Origin of the sequence: Lentibacillus sp. JNUCC-1, assembly GCF_009741735.1 — a bacterium.
Classification (GTDB): domain Bacteria; phylum Bacillota; class Bacilli; order Bacillales; family Amphibacillaceae; genus Lentibacillus_B.
This window is the reverse complement of the sequence record NZ_WHOH01000003.1, coordinates 1443179-1461141: the sequence shown is the minus strand read 5'-3', so window position 1 is coordinate 1461141 and position 17963 is coordinate 1443179. Positions and strand designations below refer to the sequence as shown.

At 42.3% G+C, this 17963-nt stretch carries 17 protein-coding genes and 1 pseudogene; 16 read left to right on the top strand and 2 right to left on the bottom strand.

The window, feature by feature from the left end; genetic code table 11:
* Positions 1–148: 148 nt before the first annotated feature.
* Entirely contained in the window at positions 149–337 is a 189-nt protein-coding gene (rpmB, locus tag JNUCC1_RS17995; RefSeq protein ID WP_156647057.1) for a 50S ribosomal protein L28, read from the bottom strand.
* A gap of 217 nt (positions 338–554) precedes the next feature.
* Here rpmB and JNUCC1_RS17990 point away from each other — a divergent pair, with 217 nt between their 5' ends.
* From JNUCC1_RS17990 to rnc, 11 genes and pseudogenes are all read left to right on the top strand, one after another.
* Positions 555–917, top strand: a complete 363-nt coding sequence (locus JNUCC1_RS17990; protein ID WP_156647056.1) for an Asp23/Gls24 family envelope stress response protein — start codon at positions 555–557, stop codon at positions 915–917.
* Between the two features lie 25 nt (positions 918–942).
* The gene (locus JNUCC1_RS17985) at positions 943–2598 is read left to right on the top strand and encodes a DAK2 domain-containing protein (protein WP_331713872.1); all 1656 of its coding nucleotides are present in this window, start codon (positions 943–945) and stop codon (positions 2596–2598) included.
* A 121-nt stretch (positions 2599–2719) separates the two neighbouring features.
* On the top strand, positions 2720–3382 hold the full coding sequence (gene sdaAB, locus JNUCC1_RS17980) for an L-serine ammonia-lyase, iron-sulfur-dependent subunit beta (protein WP_156647055.1): 663 nt from the start codon (positions 2720–2722) through the stop codon (positions 3380–3382).
* A 16-nt stretch (positions 3383–3398) separates the two neighbouring features.
* On the top strand, positions 3399–4274 hold the full coding sequence (gene sdaAA / locus JNUCC1_RS17975; protein ID WP_156647054.1) for an L-serine ammonia-lyase, iron-sulfur-dependent, subunit alpha: 876 nt from the start codon (positions 3399–3401) through the stop codon (positions 4272–4274).
* Between the two features lie 15 nt (positions 4275–4289).
* Positions 4290–6323, top strand: coding sequence for an ATP-dependent DNA helicase RecG (gene recG, locus JNUCC1_RS17970; protein WP_156647053.1), 2034 nt, complete (start codon positions 4290–4292; stop codon positions 6321–6323).
* 104 nt (positions 6324–6427) lie between these two features.
* Positions 6428–7021 carry a transcription factor FapR gene (gene fapR, locus JNUCC1_RS17965; protein ID WP_156647052.1) on the top strand — a complete coding sequence of 198 codons (594 nt, stop codon included), beginning with the start codon at positions 6428–6430 and terminating at the stop codon, positions 7019–7021.
* Positions 7005–8014, top strand: a pseudogene (gene plsX / locus JNUCC1_RS17960) (phosphate acyltransferase PlsX). The gene fapR and the pseudogene plsX overlap by 17 nt, the downstream one beginning before the upstream one ends.
* Positions 8011–8961 (top strand): ACP S-malonyltransferase, encoded by a 951-nt coding sequence (gene fabD / locus JNUCC1_RS17955; RefSeq protein WP_156647051.1) that lies wholly within the window; start codon positions 8011–8013, stop codon positions 8959–8961. The pseudogene plsX and the gene fabD overlap by 4 nt, the downstream one beginning before the upstream one ends.
* Positions 8948–9688 carry a 3-oxoacyl-[acyl-carrier-protein] reductase gene (fabG, locus tag JNUCC1_RS17950; protein WP_156647050.1) on the top strand — a complete coding sequence of 247 codons (741 nt, stop codon included), beginning with the start codon at positions 8948–8950 and terminating at the stop codon, positions 9686–9688. The genes fabD and fabG overlap by 14 nt, the downstream gene beginning before the upstream one ends.
* A 41-nt stretch (positions 9689–9729) precedes the next feature.
* Positions 9730–9966 (top strand): acyl carrier protein, encoded by a 237-nt coding sequence (gene acpP / locus JNUCC1_RS17945; RefSeq protein ID WP_156647049.1) that lies wholly within the window; start codon positions 9730–9732, stop codon positions 9964–9966.
* 63 nt (positions 9967–10029) lie between these two features.
* Positions 10030–10710, top strand: coding sequence for a ribonuclease III (rnc, locus tag JNUCC1_RS17940; RefSeq protein WP_156647048.1), 681 nt, complete (start codon positions 10030–10032; stop codon positions 10708–10710).
* A gap of 569 nt (positions 10711–11279) precedes the next feature.
* Here rnc and JNUCC1_RS17935 read toward each other — a convergent pair.
* A complete protein-coding gene (locus JNUCC1_RS17935; RefSeq protein ID WP_331713871.1) occupies positions 11280–11504 on the bottom strand; it encodes a DUF1128 domain-containing protein in 225 nt (74 codons plus the stop codon).
* 140 nt (positions 11505–11644) lie between these two features.
* Between JNUCC1_RS17935 and JNUCC1_RS19390 the strand changes: the two genes are divergently transcribed.
* The 5 genes from JNUCC1_RS19390 to ffh are packed head-to-tail and all read left to right on the top strand — an operon-like array spanning position 11645 to position 17946.
* On the top strand, positions 11645–11869 hold the full coding sequence (locus JNUCC1_RS19390) for a hypothetical protein (RefSeq protein WP_331713870.1): 225 nt from the start codon (positions 11645–11647) through the stop codon (positions 11867–11869).
* Positions 11761–15210 carry a chromosome segregation protein SMC gene (smc, locus tag JNUCC1_RS17930; RefSeq protein WP_331713902.1) on the top strand — a complete coding sequence of 1150 codons (3450 nt, stop codon included), beginning with the start codon at positions 11761–11763 and terminating at the stop codon, positions 15208–15210. Before JNUCC1_RS19390 ends, smc begins: the two co-directional genes overlap by 109 nt.
* Positions 15211–15225: 15 nt before the next feature.
* A complete protein-coding gene (ftsY, locus tag JNUCC1_RS17925) occupies positions 15226–16218 on the top strand; it encodes a signal recognition particle-docking protein FtsY (RefSeq protein ID WP_156647047.1) in 993 nt (330 codons plus the stop codon).
* Between the two features lie 50 nt (positions 16219–16268).
* On the top strand, positions 16269–16589 hold the full coding sequence (locus JNUCC1_RS17920) for a putative DNA-binding protein (RefSeq protein ID WP_331713869.1): 321 nt from the start codon (positions 16269–16271) through the stop codon (positions 16587–16589).
* Positions 16590–16602: 13 nt separating this feature from the next.
* On the top strand, positions 16603–17946 hold the full coding sequence (gene ffh, locus JNUCC1_RS17915) for a signal recognition particle protein (protein WP_156647046.1): 1344 nt from the start codon (positions 16603–16605) through the stop codon (positions 17944–17946).
* The last annotated feature ends 17 nt before the right edge of the window (positions 17947–17963 follow it).

Sequence of the window (17963 nt, the reverse complement as noted above, 5' to 3'; positions counted from 1 at the left end):
TCAAGTTTTCATTAGTTCGCAGTTTGTGTCGACTGTTTATTAAGGGGATTTCACCTGTAAAAGCATCATTTTTTGTAAAAAGTCTTGTGAAATAACAAAAAGCATCCTGTATGAGGATGCTTTTTGTTGGTAATGCATTATTCGTATATTATACGCGTTCTACTTTTCCTGACTTAAGAGCGCGCGCTGATACGTATACACGTTTTGGTTTGCCGTCTACCATAATTCTTACCTTTTGAACGTTTGCTTTCCAACTGCGTTTGTTCGCATTCATGGCATGGGAGCGCTGGTTCCCAGTACGGGTTTTACGCCCTGTTACAACACATTTTCTAGCCATGTTGATCCCTCCTACTCTATACAGTGTATCATTTATACTTTAATTAATTTATCACATGACTGGACAGAATGCAATATAAAGAAAAAATTCTTGACAGATGATGGGAATTCATACATTGTATAATAGGGAAAATGGTACCGATTCGCTTTAAAAATATACCCGTATATAGTAAAATAACCATATGATGATTAGGAGCAGGTATTAAAGGAGGATTATCATGTCCATTGAACTGAATACAAACGACGGTCACGTGACGATCACAAATGATGTCATTGCTACAATTGCCGGTGGTGCTGCGGTCGAGTGCTATGGTATTGTTGGCATGGCCTCGAAAAGCCAGATTAAGGATGGTATTGCAGAAATACTAAGAAAAGAAAATTATGCACGTGGTGTTGTGGTCAGACAAGAGAACCATCACCTGCACATCGATATGTATATCATCGTTAGTTATGGCACAAAAATATCAGAAGTTGCCCATAATGTACAATCCCAAGTTAAATACACTTTAAATCAATCGCTCGGACTGGCAATCGACTCAGTAAACATCTATATACAAGGTGTAAGAGTCGCTAAAGATTGACCAATCCTTTGAAGGAGGAACTAATGTGACATTACGAACGCTGGATGGAGAAATGCTTGCACAAATGGTGGCTTTGGGCGCACACCATTTGAGTAATAATGCAGATAAAATAGATGCCTTGAACGTGTTCCCTGTGCCTGACGGGGATACAGGAACAAATATGAATCTATCTATGACATCTGGATCAAGTGAAACCAAAAAAGTAACAGGCACCAACGTATCGGAAGTGAGTGGTGCTTTTGCAAAAGGCTTGTTGATGGGTGCCCGTGGCAACTCGGGCGTTATCCTTTCGCAGCTTTTTCGTGGTTTTTCTAAAGGAATTGACAAAAAAGAAATCATAACTGCAAAAGAGTTCGCGGATGCATTGGAAAATGGCGTCAAAACCGCTTATAAAGCAGTTATGAAACCGGTAGAAGGCACTATTTTAACTGTAGCTAAAGATGCTGCTAATAAAGCTTCAGAGGCTGCCGAGTCTGAAGCTGATATTGTGAAGCTTATGGAAATTACATTAGATGCTGCAAAAGCATCCCTTAAGCGTACACCTGACTTATTGCCTGTTTTAAAAGAAGTGGGTGTGGTAGATTCAGGCGGACAAGGTCTTGTCACGATTTATGAGGGTTTTACAGCAGCACTTAAGGGCGAGGAATTGCCTGAAGATGACGATGTGTCAATGGACGAGATGGTCAATGCCGAACATCATAAGCTGGCTCAGGACTTCATGAATACAGCCGACATTGAATTCGGCTATTGCACAGAATTTATGGTTAAATTTGAAGCGGATAAAACAAAAGACAACCCATTTGACGAACAAGCCTTTAGGGAAGAACTTAGTGAATACGGCGATTCATTGCTTGTAGTTGCAGATGAGGAAGTTGTTAAAGTACATATTCACGCAGAATACCCAGGCAAGACCATGACACTTGGACAGAAATATGGCAGCTTGATCAACATGAAAATAGAAAATATGCGGGAACAACATACCGCTATTGTGGGAGATCAGAAAGCCGAAAAGCCTAAACAAAAAGCTGAATATGCTGTCGTAACAGTCGGGATGGGGTCAGGTGTTAAGTCCCTTTTTGAAAGCCTTGGAGCTTCCGTGGTGATCGAGGGCGGACAAACAATGAACCCTAGTACCCAGGATATAGCTGAAGCCATTCAGGATGCATATGCGGAGAATGTCATTGTCCTGCCGAATAATAAAAACATTGTCATGGCTGCTGAACAGGCGGGTGACTTGGTTGATGCCAATGTAGCGGTGGTTCCAACCACGTCTATTCCACAAGGGATCGGAGCAATGCTTGCATTTCATCCTGAATCAACACTTGAAGATAATAGAAAAGTCATGTTGGAAGCAAGCGGCGATGTTAAATCCGGTCAAATCACATATGCTGTAAGGGATACGCAAATAGAAGGCATGACAATTGAAAAAGATCACTTTATGGGGATCCTGGATGGAAATATTAAAGCGACTGATCAAGACAAGCTTGAAACTGTCAAACAGCTGCTAAGTGAGATGATCACAGACGATGATGAAATTCTGACCATTATACAGGGAGAAGATACAACAGAGAAAGAGATGGACGAGCTTACAGCTTATGTTGAAGAAACGTACAGCGAAATTGAAGTAGAGTCCCATAAAGGCAACCAGCCGATTTATTCTTTTATTTTCTCTGTTGAATAGGCTGATTAAGAGCGATGGCGTACAACCATCGCTTTTCTGTGCCTTCAAGCTTAAGACTGTTCTGAGATCAAATGTTTGATATAATCAATAACAGATGGAATTTATTCAGGTGGTGATGTAAATGAAGTTTAATTCAGTTTTTGATATTATTGGCCCGGTTATGATCGGCCCGTCCAGTTCTCATACAGCTGGAGCCGCACGAATTGGTCGCGCTGCCCGAAATTTATTTGGCGTACAACCTGAGTGGGCGAAAGTGTATTTATATGAATCATTTGCTAAGACGTATAAGGGACATGGGACAGATTTTGCAATTGCTGGAGGGTTGCTTGATTTTGATACGGACGATACACGTATGAGTCAGTCACTTGAGATTGCAAAGGAAAAAGGACTAGACATCGAGTTTATTGAGGATGCAGGAAAGGCTCCTCACCCAAATACCGCCCGGATAGTCATTGGCAAGGGAGACCAGCAGCAGGAACTTGTTGGCATCTCCATTGGTGGCGGTAAGATTGAAATTACCGAATTAAACGGTTTTGAACTGCGCCTTTCAGGGAATCATCCCGCTATTCTTATTATGCATGATGATCGTTTTGGGGCGATTGCATCAGTGACACAGATTCTTGCTAAACATGAGATTAATATCGGTCACATGGAAGTAAATCGGAAAGATGTAGGCAAAAGCGCCTTGATGGTGATTGAAGTGGACCAAAACGCCGATGATTCAGTTCTTCAAGAGCTTCAGCGAGCAGATCACATTATAAGTATTGCCAAAATATCAAGTTAATGGAGGTGGATCCCTGATGTTTCGTACAGTTAAAGAATTAGTGGAAATGGCTGAAAAAGATGAGATTCATATTTCAGAAGTCATGATTCGCCAGGAAATGGACGTGAAAGAAAAAACTCGGGAAGACGTTATTTCTGAAATGGAAAGAAATCTTCAAGTCATGGAACAAGCAATAGAAGATAGTTTACAAGGTGTGCAATCTGTTACAGGATTAACCGGTGGTGACGCTGTAAAGATCCAAAACTATATGAAAAACAGCACGCCATTATCAGGGCCATTGATGATGGATGCTGTTAGTAAAGCCATGGGTACTAATGAGGTCAACGCAGCAATGGGTACCATATGTGCCACACCAACAGCAGGTAGCGCAGGCTGTGTGCCTGGAACTCTATTTGCTGTTAAGAATCAACTCAATCCTACGCGTGAAGAAATGATCAGATATTTATTTACGGCTGGGGCGTTTGGTTTTGTTGTGGCCAATAATGCTTTCATTTCTGGAGCAGCCGGCGGTTGTCAGGCAGAAGTGGGCTCTGCAGGAGCGATGGCATCAGCTGCCATTGTAGAAATGGCAGGCGGATCTCCACAGCAATCAGCAGATGCATTTGCCATAACCCTTAAAAATATGCTCGGACTTGTGTGTGATCCAGTAGCAGGTCTTGTTGAAGTTCCTTGTGTTAAAAGAAATGCCGCCGGATCTTCACTTGCAATTGTTTCGGCTGATATGGCACTGGCAGGGGTCACAAGTACGATCCCTTGTGATGAAGTAATTGGTGCTATGTACAAAATCGGAAAACAAATGCCTTCAAGTTTACGAGAAACTGGCGAAGGTGGTCTTGCCGATACACCAACAGGACGCTTGCTTAAGGATAAGATATTTGGAGCAATCGGTTAAAAGAGGGGATCTAATATGTTGAATGCATCCGTACAGCAAATAAAAGGTGTCGGTGAAAAACTGGCTGAAGATCTCCAAATGCTGCACATTGAAACCATTGAAGATCTGTTGTTTTATTTCCCGTATCGATATGACGTGTTTGAGGTTAAACCGATCTCAGAACTTATCCACGGAGATAAAGTGACGATAGAGGGAACTGTGGTCTATGACCCTTCCCTTACTTTTTTCTCCCGCAATAAATCACGGCTTATGTTTAACGTTGAAGTTGAAGGGATCTCTATTAAAGCTGTTATGTTCAACAGGGCATTTGCCAAAAAACATTTGAATGCAGGAGATGTTGTCACTCTCACAGGGAAGTGGGATTCCAATCGTTTGCAAATTACGGTTAATACATATAAAAAAGGGCGGTACGATCAGGACGCTGCCATACACCCGATATATTCCATTAAGGGTGATATCACGAGCAATGTTTTGAAAAAAACCATAAAGAATGCTCTCAAAGTTTATGAAAAAGAAGTCTCTGAGCTGCTTCCGGCTTCCTATTTGCAAAACTACAAACTGCCTGTCAGACATGAAGCACTCAAAACAATGCACTTTCCTGAGAGCCGCTTCAAGCTCAAACATGCCCGCCGTCGGTTCGTGTATGAGGAATTTCTGTTATTCCAGCTGAAAATGCAAGTCTATAAGAAAATGACACGTGAAGCTGAAGGAGGCATAAGCCAGGTATTTGATAAGGATGAAGTCAGTTCATTTGTCAATACCTTTCCGTTTAAACTCACACAGGCCCAGGAAAAAGTTCTTCGCCATATATTGAAAGATATGGCATCCCCATTTAGGATGAACCGTTTACTGCAAGGGGACGTTGGCTCGGGCAAAACTGCCGTAGCTGCGATTTCAATATATGCCACCGTTACAGCTGGCAAACAATGCGCCTTTATGGTACCAACTGAAATACTTGCTGAACAGCATTACCTGTCTCTCATGAATTTGTTTGAGGACCGAGCCAGGATTGTATTGTTAACGGGTTCTGTTAAAGGAAAGCCCCGTAAGGAAATTGAAACAGCCATCAATGCTCACGACGTGGATATTGTCATAGGCACCCATGCACTAATACAGGATAATGTCCATTTCTCCGACCTCGGTCTTGTCATTGTTGATGAACAACATCGTTTTGGGGTCAATCAGCGACGCACTTTAAGAGATAAAGGCATGAATCCTGATGTTTTATTCATGACAGCTACTCCAATCCCACGAACATTGGCGATCACTGCATTTGGAGACATGGATGTATCGATTATTGATGAATTACCTTCAGGGCGTAAACCAGTTGAAACACACTGGGCAACAGAACGCCAGTTTCCCCGTGTTTTGTCTTTTATTGAAAAGCATGTAACAAATGGTGAACAAGCTTATGTTGTATGTCCGCTTATAGAAGAATCTGATAAATTAGATATCCAAAACGCTGTGGACCTTCATCACCAAATGGAGACGTTTTTTCCTGGAAACATTCAAGTAGGGCTTTTACACGGAAGGCTGCCCACTGATGAAAAAGAGCAGATGATGAAAGACTTTAGTGCTAATCGAATTCAGGTGCTTGTTTCAACCACAGTCATTGAAGTAGGGGTAAATGTTCCGAATGCTACCATCATGGTGATATATGATGCTGAGCGATTCGGTTTATCTCAGCTTCATCAACTTAGAGGTCGCGTTGGCCGGGGAAATAACCAAAGTTATTGTATTCTGATTGCTGACCCTAAAGGTGAAGTCGGTAAAGAGCGTATGCGTATCATGACTACAACAACTGATGGATTTGAGTTGGCTGAACAGGATCTTAAGCTAAGAGGCCCTGGAGACTTTTTTGGCACCAAACAAAGTGGCATGCCGGAATTTAAGGTAGCAGATATGGTTCATGACTACCGTGCTTTAGAGACCGCTCGAGCTGATGCATCCGAAATCATACAAAACAATTCCCTTGAGACAGATCCTAACTATGCTTCGTTAGCTGAAGAGATTAAAAGGGAGTCTGCTTTTAAAGAAAAAATGGATTAAATCCTGCTTGTATAATTAAAATTGATATAATATACTACTATTAGTATCTAGTCTTAATCTCATATAATTATTTATAAGAAAAGAGAGTGGACGGATGATGTTGCATGAAGCTGAGTAAACCTAAACGCCAGGAATTACTGATTGAAACAATAGAAATAACACCGTTCATCACAGATGAAGATTTAGCTAGAAAGTTTCAAGTCAGTATACAAACCATTCGACTTGACCGAATGGAATTGTCTATTCCCGAGTTGCGGGAAAGGATTAAAACGGTTGCCAAGAATCAATGGAATGAAACTGTCAGAGCTCTTCCACTTGAAGAAGTGATCGGAGAAATTGTTGACTTGGAACTGGATAAACGGGCCATTTCTATTTTGGAAATTAAGCATGAACACGTGTTTTCCAGAAATAACATTGCTAGAGGTCATCATTTGTTTGCTCAAGCAAATTCACTTGCCGTTGCCGTAATGAATGACGAACTGGCATTGACAGCCAAAAGTGATCTGACGTTTATGCGTCAGGTTGTAGAAGGTGAAAAAGTAGTTGCAAAAGCCGTTGTTAAAGGTCAGAGCTCTAAAGGACATACTATAGTACATGTCAACAGCTTTGTGGCTCAAGAGCCGGTTTTTTCCGGTATATTTAATATGTTTCGTTCAAACGAACAAAAAGGAGAGTCTTCTCATGAAACTGGCTATTGATGCCATGGGCGGTGATCATGCCCCTGAACAAATTGTGCTTGGCGCTCTTGATGCCGTATCGGATCATGAACAATTGCACATCACCCTGATCGGAGACGAAACGAAAATAAAACCGCTTGTCCCTGAATCTACATCACGTATAGACATCATACATACTGATGAAGTTATTACAGCAGAAGATGAACCTGTCAGAGCCGTCAGACGAAAGAAACAAGCTTCTATGGTGCTTATGGCAAACGAAGTAAAAGAAAAACGAGCCGATGCGTGTGTGTCTGCTGGCAATACAGGCGCTTTAATGAGCGCAGGCTTGTTTATTGTCGGGCGTCTTCCTGGAATAGCCCGTCCTGCGCTCAGTCCGACTTTGCCAACTGCCGATGGAAAAGGGTTCTTGTTTTTGGACGTGGGGCGAATGTTGATGCCAAAGCTGAACACCTGGTACAATATGCCATTATGGGGTCCGTTTACGCTGAAAATGTCCGGGGCATCTCTCAACCTACAATCGGGTTATTGAATGTTGGTACGGAAAGCGGCAAAGGCAGCACTATGACAAAAAAGGCGTTTTCCTTGCTGGAAGCAGCCCCTGTTAATTTTATAGGGAATGTAGAAGCAAGAGACATATTGAACGGTGCAGCTGATGTAGTGGTAACTGATGGCTTTACTGGTAATGTTGCTTTGAAGACACTTGAAGGAACAGCCATGACAGTTTTCTCAATGCTTAAAGAAACTTTTATGTCATCTGTAAAAACCAAACTCGCTGCGGGATTGGTTAAAAATGATCTAAAAGGTTTAAAGAGTAAAATGGATTATTCTGAGTACGGAGGTGCGGGTTTGTTTGGACTCGCGGCCCCTGTGATTAAGGCTCATGGATCATCAGATCGACGGGCTGTGTACAATGCTATTAAACAGGCGTGCCACATGGTGGATCATCAAGTCACAGAAACGATTGAACAGACCATTAAAACTTTGAATGTTGATGAGGAGGCAGATGAATGAAACGAGCAGCGTTCTTATTTCCCGGCCAAGGGTCACAAAAAGTCGGGATGGGACAAGCACTTTATGAAGCATACCCTGATGTAAAGCACATATATAATGAGGCAGATGAGATGCTGGGATATGACCTGTCTGAGCTGATGTTTCAGGGTCCCGAGGAGACGTTAACTGAAACAGAACATGCCCAGCCAGCACTGCTGCTTTCAAGTGTCGCAGCACACACAATTTTGCTTAGTGAAGGCGTGCAGCCCGTCATGACAGCTGGCCATAGTCTTGGGGAATACAGTGCACTTGTCGCTTCCGGTGCTTTATCACTTCAGGATGCATTGCCATTAGTGAAACGCAGAGGACAGCTTATGGAAGACGCTTTTCCGAATGGCAAGGGGGCAATGGCCGCAGTACTTGGTCTTGAAGAATCTAAAGTCATACAGGTTCTTGAAGGAATTGGAGAGGAAATTGTGGATATCGCCAATTACAATTGTCCTGGCCAGATTGTCATTTCAGGCACAAAAGAAGGGATTGACAAGGCCTCAGAACAGCTGAAATCACAGGGTGCCAAACGGGTAATGAAACTTAATGTCAGCGGACCGTTTCACTCGCGTCTTATGAAACAGGCAAATGCAGCTTTCTCAGAGGAATTAAATGATGTGTCCATTCGGGATGCCCAAATTCCTGTTTACGCAAATGTCACTGCCGAACCCGTTACAGCTCAAGATACGATTAAAGACTTACTGGTTAAACAATTGTATTCGCCAGTACGGTTTGAGCAATCAGTCAGAAATATGATTGAGCAGGGGACAGACGCTTTTGTCGAGGTAGGCAATGGCAAGGTTTTAAGCGGCCTTGTTAAGAAAATAGATCGCAGTATTCCAACTTTTCCTATTCAAGATGTAGAGTCATTGAATAAATTTCTGGAGTGGTATAAGGGGCGGATTAATGCTTACAGGTAAGAGTGCACTCGTAACCGGCGCTTCACGCGGTATCGGACGGGCAATTGCGCTTGAGTTGGCACGCCAAGGCGCCAATGTTGCCGTGAATTTCGCTGGCAATGCCGAAAAAGCTCAAGCTGTGGTGGATGAAATTCACTCACTGGGGCGGTCATCTTTTAAAATTCAGGCGGATGTGACCAATGAAACCTCTGTTAAAGAGATGGTTAAAGCAGTTACGACTGAATTTGGAAGCCTCGATATCCTGGTGAATAACGCGGGCATTACGAAAGACAATATTATTATGCGTATGAAAGAAGCAGACTTCGATAGTGTGATTAATACCAATCTCAAAGGGGTATTTCTATGTACCAAAGCCGTTACTCGGCAAATGATGAAGCAACGAAGCGGTAAAATAATAAATGTTGCTTCGATCGTGGGGGTAAGCGGGAATCCTGGACAAGCCAACTATGTAGCTGCCAAAGCCGGAGTGATCGGCTTAACCAAAACGACAGCCCAAGAGCTTGCTTCTAGAAATATTCATGTTAATGCTGTTGCACCAGGTTTCATTGCCACAGACATGACGGATGAATTAACAGAGGAGCAGCGTAACAATATCCTGTCTCTCATTCCGCTGAACAAACTTGGAAAACCCGAAGACGTTGCAAATATTGTCCGTTTTCTTGCCTCAGAGGATGCAGATTATGTAACTGGTCAGACGATTCATATTGACGGCGGCATGGTCATGTGAGTTAATGAGGGGCAACACACCCTTTGAAGGGAGGTGACAACATGGCAGACGTATTTGAACGTGTCAAAAACATTATCGTCGAGCAACTCGACGTTGAAGAGTCAAAGGTGAAAATGGAAGCTTCTTTTAAAGATGATCTTGAAGCTGATTCATTGGATGTCGTTGAACTCGTTATGGAACTTGAAGATGAATTTGATATGGAAATTGCCGATGAAGAGGCAGAAAAAATTAATACGGTTGGGGACGCTGTGAATTACATAAACAGCACTCAATCCTAATACCGGGAAGCCCTCGCTGTAAGCGGGGCTTTCTATATATCCTAAACTAAGGAGGTGAAACAGATGAACATTCAACAGTTTGAAGAACGGATGAATATTAAATTTAAGGATCAATCATTGATTAAACAAGCTTTTACACATTCATCATATGTGAATGAGCATCGTGATGCCCATGTCGCGGATAATGAGCGGCTGGAGTTTTTAGGGGATGCTGTACTTGAACTTGGGGTCAGCCAGTTTCTATACAGAGAAAACAAAAAGATGCCTGAAGGACAATTAACAAAATTGCGGGCAGCTATTGTGTGTGAAGCATCACTGGTAAGCTTTGCCCAAAAATTAAATCTCGGCGAATATATTCTTCTAGGAAAAGGAGAGGAACAGTCCGGTGGTCGAAACAGACCAGCACTTCTGGCGGACGCATTTGAAGCATTTCTTGGGGCTTTATATCTTGATCAGGGCTTTTCTGTGGCGCTTGAGGTTTTGGAGACCCATGTATTTCCGGAAATCAATACAGGTGCTTTTTCGCATGTGATGGATTATAAAAGTCAGTTGCAGGAGGTGGTGCAACAAGACAAGCATCAAACTGTTTCCTACAAGATTATTGATGAGAAAGGCCCTTCACATAATCGTGAATTCGTAACCCAAGTTATGATCAACGATAATCTGGCTGGAACGGGTACAGGACGGTCAAAAAAAGAATCTGAACAAAGAGCCGCCAAACAAGCCCTCGACGCTTTTCAATGACCCTATAAACAAGACTTTACAGTTAAAACACTTAACACACAGTCGACACAAACTGCGAACCAGTGAAAACTCGAAATGACTGCTTCTTACAACCGCTCGGGGAAAACACTCCGCGTCCAGTGGGCGCTGCTGAGCCTCCTCGGTCTATCGACCTCCGGGGTCTCACCGAGGCTTTTCCTCCCACAGGAGTCTCCGTGTTTTCCCCGAGCTTGGTAAGGAGTGTTTATCATTTCTTTTGCTTTTGTGAGCAAACAGTTCAAACACTGATTAACATAGAGTGGTTGGAGCGGAGGGAAGTCGACTCCTGCGGGAACAGCACGAGTCCGAAGACCCCACAGCGAGCGGTCTTTGCGAGCGAGGAGGCTGAGGCCGTGCCCGCGGAAAGCGACTTCCCGGAGCGCAAATCACGGTGCTCTTATATACATTGATGGGTTTTGACCTACTATGCTTTTTAGTTCGCAGTTTACTTAAACTACGCAACAAAAAGTAGCAATGGTTAGTACGTAAACGGCTTTTAACGAAGAACAACCGGCGTTGTGATTGGGGCTGCCGGTTGTTCTCTCTAGTTATTAAACTTTACGTACGGATCTTAATTCGCTAATGAATGCTTGTGTTTCAGGGGCGCTTAATTGTCCTTTTTGCTTAATCATGTCGTACATCATTTTCAACTCATCATACTTGTCCAAGTCGTAGTCTTCATGATCCATAAGTGATCGGTTTACGACACCAAGACGTTCTGTTAAATCCTCCAGAATATATTTCAGATTTTCTTCAGTCGGTTGTTCAAGATTCACGTGACTTCTCCTCGCTTTTTATAGATTACAACGTGTACGGCCGGACCATACTTCTTTTGTTGTTAAATATATGATAAAATAAATGCGGTAAAATACCAAGTGTTGTATGGTTGCTTAACCACGCAACTAGGAGAATGTGTATGTATTTAAAACGTTTGGAAAGCGCTGGGTTCAAATCTTTTGCAGAACGGATCAATGTTGAATTTGTCCCTGGGGTTACTGCTGTTGTGGCCCTAATGGAAGCGGCAAAAGTAACATTACCGATGCCATCAGATGGGTTCTCGGCGAACAATCAGCTAAATCATTGCGTGGCTCCAAAATGCAGGATGTTATTTTTCAAGGCAGTGACAGTCGTAAAGCATTAAACGTGGCAGAAGTAACACTCGTTATGGATAACAGTGACCACGGTTTGCCTCTTGACTATCATGAAGTAAGTATCACACGACGGGTGTATCGCTCAGGAGAAAGTGAGTTTTATATAAATAAACAATCGTGCCGTTTGAAAGATATTGTTGATTTGTTTATGGACTCCGGTCTTGGTCGTGAAGCATTCTCCATTATAAGCCAAGGAAAAGTTGAAGAAATATTAAGTTCCAAAGCAGATGAAAGACGCGTAATCTTTGAAGAAGCTGCGGGCGTATTAAAGTATAAGCAGCGTAAAAGACAAGCAGAGTTTAAATTGAATGAAACACGAGATAACCTGAATCGTGTTGAGGATATTATTCATGAAATTGAACAGCAAATTAATCCACTGCAGGAGCAGGCCGATAAAGCCCAAAGGTACTTAACCTGCAAAAAGGAATTAGATGATAAAGAAGTTTCCTTATTGGTAACGGAAATAGAATCTTTTAACGAAACCTGGCAGATCCTTCTTAAAAAAACGGATGCACTGAAGCATGAAGAGGTGGCATTATCCACCGCCATCCAAAAGCGAGAAGCAGAACTGGAAAAAGAACAATCTGCCATCAGCGAAAAGGACACACAAATTGACCGGCTTCAAGATGACTTGATCACCCTCACACAAAAGCTGGAACAATATGAGGGAAAGAAACAAGTCCTTCAGGAACGTCTTAAACATTTTACAGAAAACAAAAGTAAACTTGAAAAAGATAAAGCGTACTCAGTTAAACAAGTGCATGAACTGGCAGAAACTGTGCAGAAAGAACAGGCATATTTAGAACAGCTTCAGCAGGATCAGCACTCCAAACAGAAAAGAATTGAAAACATTAAACAAATGCTGGAGACAGGCGAAGAAGAGATTGCAGAACAAATTGAAGATGCAAAATCAGAGTATATTGAATATCTGAATGAACAAGCAGCCATTCGGAATGAGAAGCAATCTTTGGCTAAGCAAAAAGAACAATTGCAACAGAAACAAACCGCACGAACAGAGAGATATGACATCCTCTTGTCAGAAAAAGAGACATTGAGTAAAGAATTGGAAGCAGCAAAGCAAGCTTATGAGGCGAAGGAAGCTGAACTCAGTCAAAAAGAAAAGCGGCTGCAAAAGTTAAAAAAATCTGTAATAACCTATAGAAATGACTTCCAGGTGTCCCAAGACAAGTTATATAAAGGCTATCAAATGCTCGAGAAACTAAGATCGCAAAAGGATATGCTGGAAGGTATGAAGGAAGATTTTCAAGGATTTTTTTATGGTGTTAAATCTATTCTTAAAGCTAGGGATGAAAAGGCCATAACCAACATTGAGGGCGCTGTTATTGAATTGATTGATGTACCAGCTTCTTATGTGACGGCCATCGAAACTGTACTTGGTGCCCAAGCTCAGCATATCGTAGTAAAAGACGACCATGCAGCCCGTAATGCCATCAGCTGGCTGAAACGAACGAATAACGGTCGTGCGACATTTTTACCTCTAGCATCTATACAGCCGCGGAACATTCCGGCCCAATTAATTGAGTCAGTTCAATCCCACAAAGGCTTTATTGGTGTAGCAAAAGATTTGATCAATGTTCCTAAAGCATACCAAAGAGCAATTGACCATTTGATGGGGCATGTTGTTATTGCCAGCAATCTTTCGGATGCAAATGAGATCGCCGGTCAGTTAAAGCGTAAATTCCGAGTCGTAACCCTTGATGGAGATGTTGTTAATCCCGGCGGTTCAATGTCGGGCGGTGCGAAAAAGAAAACAAACCAATCCTTATTTACAAGGGACAAGGAACTAAACGATATAAGTCATAAGCTTGATGACTATGAAAGTCGTACAGTTGATTTTAAAAAGAAAGTTGAAAAAGAGCAGAAACGCATACAAGAAACAGAAACTGAAATTCAAGAGCTGGAAGATATGCTCTCTCATGAACAAGTAGCGCGTTCCGAATTGGAAACACGTTTTAGGGAACTGAAAATGAAGCGAGATACATCTCGCGATCAAGTCTCCTTGTTCGAACAGGATCAGCATCAATTCACAAACGAAGTAAACGATCTGGATGAAAGAGAAACAAAACTGTCAATGAAATTAACCGATATCCAGACTGAACTGGAACATCTTCAAACTAATATTGATCAGTTAACAAAAGATAAAGATGAAATTGAACAAAACCGTCAACAACTGCAACAGGAGCTGCAAAACCATCAAGTTGACTATGCTGAACAAGCAGCGCGAATTGACAGTCAAAAGGATAAAGTTGAGACATTACACGCACAACTCTCAGAAGCACAATCAGAGCTCAAAGAGCATACAGAGGCGCTTGAAGAACTGCTCGAATTGAAAGAAGCTGAAACCACTGAGGCAGACATGGCCGAAACAATTGCTGCGTTACAATCCGATAAAGAAACATTGACCAACAGGATTAAGGAAGAACGTTCTGATCGCTTTAGACGCTCACAAAACGTTCAAACCGAAGAAAGAGAATTGAAAGAAGAGCATAAAAAACACCAAGCCCTGAGCCAACAGCTGCAGGAAACTGAAGTTAAAGCAAATAGGTTGGATGTTGAACTGGAAACCCGTCTTAACCTATTACAGACTGAATATACGATGACCTATGAAAAAGCCAAAAATACGTATTCTAAAACAGATGATGTAGAACAGGCAAAACAAGAGGTGCAAGAGCTGAAACAAGCTATTGATCAGCTTGGTATGGTCAATTTGGGTGCAATTGATGAGTATGAGCGCATTTCTGAACGCTACACATTTTTGACAGAGCAAAGAGATGATCTACTTGAAGCAAAAGATACATTATATCAGGTTATTTCCGAAATGGATGAAGAAATGATCAGTCGCTTTGACACAACCTTTTCTCAGATTAAAGCTCAGTTTTCGACAGTCTTTACTGAGTTGTTCGGAGGCGGCTATGCAGAACTTAAATTAACTTCCCCTGACAATCTGCTGGACACAGGGGTTGAGATCATTGCACAGCCTCCCGGAAAGAAGCTTCAGCATCTTGGGCTGCTTTCAGGTGGTGAACGCGCGTTGACAGCTATTGCACTGCTTTTCTCCATTTTGCGCGTTCGTCCTGTTCCATTTTGTATACTAGACGAGGTGGAAGCAGCACTTGATGAAGCCAACGTGACGCGCTTTGCCAAATATATCAAACATTTCAGTGCTGATACACAGTTTATTGTGATCACACACCGCAAAGGCACGATGGAAGAAGCAGACGTGCTATACGGTATTACAATGCAGGAGTCCGGTGTGTCGAGGCTTGTCTCGGTCAGACTGGAGGATACAAAAGAACTTGTTAATTCCTAAGGAGGCTGAAACTGTATGGGGTTTATGGAAAAGCTTAAAAACAAATTCAAACAACCAGAACAAGAAGAGGTAACAGAGAAATATAAAGACGGCATGAAGAAAACGAGTCAGTCATTTTCTGGCAAAATCAATAACCTTCTTGCCCGTTATCGGAAAGTAGACGAAAACTTTTTTGAAGAGCTTGAAGAAATTTTGATAACAGCTGATGTGGGTGTTATGACGGTAATGGATTTGATTGACGAACTGAAAATGGAAGTCAAACGTCAGAATATAAAAGACACCGCTGCAGTTAAAGAGGTCATTTCTGAAAAGCTTGTGGATATTTATTATGGCGAGGACGAAGGTGATATTGCTGAATTAAACCTTAATGATGATGAGTTGTCAGTTATTCTCGTAGTGGGCGTGAATGGAGCAGGGAAGACGACCTCCATCGGCAAACTTGCCCACCGCCTAAAATCTGAAGGCAAACGTGTTGTTCTTGCAGCCGGAGATACATTTCGTGCAGGAGCTATCGAACAGCTTGACGTATGGAGTGAACGGGCAGGGGTCGATATGATCAAGCACAGTGCGGGTAGTGATCCGGCAGCTGTTATTTTTGACGGGATTAAAGCTGCCAAATCCAGAGAAGCAGATGTGCTAATCTGCGACACTGCAGGCAGATTACAGAACAAGGTGAATTTGATGAATGAATTGGCTAAAGTAAAACGGGTGATCGAACGTGAAATACCAAGTGCGCCTCATGAGGTTTTACTCGTTCTTGATGCTACAACAGGCCAAAACGCTTTAAGTCAGGCTAAGACATTTTCAGATGCGACTGATGTGTCCGGTATTGTTCTCACAAAACTCGATGGAACAGCAAAAGGCGGCATTGTGCTTGCCATAAGACATGAATTAAATATCCCAGTTAAATATGTCGGTCTCGGGGAGCAGATGGAAGACCTTCAGCCGTTTGATGCACATGCGTTTGTTTATGGACTGTTTGCTGACATGCTTGAAGAGGAAGCATAATCGTGTTATTCTTTTGTAAAGGGTTTTCACTTAACAAGGGGTGAATTTAAGTGCTTGAAAAAACGACAAGAATGAATTATCTGTTTGATTTTTACCAATCGTTGCTGACACCCAAACAACGCAACTACATGGATATGTATTATCTGGAAGATTACTCCCTTGGTGAAATCTCTGAACTTCTTGATGTGTCTCGACAGGCGGTTTATGATAATATCAAACGAACGGAAGCCATGCTTGAAACTTACGAAGAAAAGCTCGGACTTTATGTTAAGTTCAAACAGCGTATCGAATTAATTCAACAAATTGAACACCATATAGATCGCAATTCTAATGGTATGAAGCTGGTTCAAAAACTAAAAGAAATAGATTAGGGGGATACCTTCCATGGCATTTGAAGGACTTTCCGACCGACTGCAAAATACGATCAAGAAGATAACCGGTAAAGGTAAAGTGAGTGAGCAGGACGTCAAGGAAATGACACGTGAGGTTCGACTTGCGCTGCTTGAAGCTGATGTTAATTTCAAGGTTGTAAAAAGCCTGATTAACCGCATCAAGGAACGTGCTGTTGGGGCAGAAGTTATGGAAAGCCTGACACCAGGCCAGCAAGTCATAAAAATCGTTAAAGAAGAACTCTCAGACCTTATGGGCGGAGATCAAAGCAAAATTGCTGTCGCTGATAGACCACCGACCGTTATTATGATGGTAGGTCTTCAAGGTGCTGGTAAAACCACAACCACAGGGAAACTGGCAAATCATCTACGCAAAAACCATAACCGTACACCTTTATTAGCAGCTTGTGATGTTTATCGGCCTGCTGCAGTTGACCAATTGGAGACACTTGGCAAACAGCTCGACCTACCTGTTTATTCACAAGGAACTGAGGCGAATCCGGTTGATATCGCAACAGAAGCGGTGAAACAAGCCAAAGCAGAACACCAGGATTATGTTATTGTGGATACAGCTGGACGGCTGCATATCGACGAGGCATTGATGAACGAGCTTACTGATATTAAAGCGGCAATTAAACCCGATGAAGTGTTTCTTGTGGTAGACGCTATGACTGGTCAAGACGCAGTTAATGTTGCTGAACATTTTAATGAACAGCTTGATATTACTGGCGTTGTATTAACCAAACTGGATGGTGACACCCGTGGTGGTGCTGCGTTATCGATTAAATCTGTCACAGGAAAACCGATTAAATTCGCTGGTATGGGTGAGAAACTGGATGAACTCGAACCGTTCCACCCTGATCGGATGGCTTCACGCATTTTAGGAATGGGTGATGTGCTGACATTAATTGAAAAAGCTCAGACAAGTGTTGATGAACAACAAGCCAAGGAATTAGAAGAAAAAATGCGCACTGCCTCATTTACATTTGACGATTTCCTGGAGCAAATGGGGCAAGTCAGGAAAATGGGACCATTGGATGAGCTGTTGGATATGATTCCGGGCGCTAACAAAATGAAAGGTCTCAAAAACGCTCAGATCGATGAAAAACAATTATCGCATATTGAAGCAATTGTGCAATCTATGACCAAAAAAGAGCGGCAAGAACCCGGGCTTATTAATGCAGGGCGCAAAAAACGCATAGCAAAAGGCTCTGGAACCACTGTTGCACAGGTTAACCGTCTCCTGAAACAATTTAACGAAATGAAGAAAATGATGAAACAAATGACAGGATCCCAAAAAGGAAAAAAAGGCAAGGGAATGAATTTTCCTTTCATGTAATGTAAAAACACTTTACA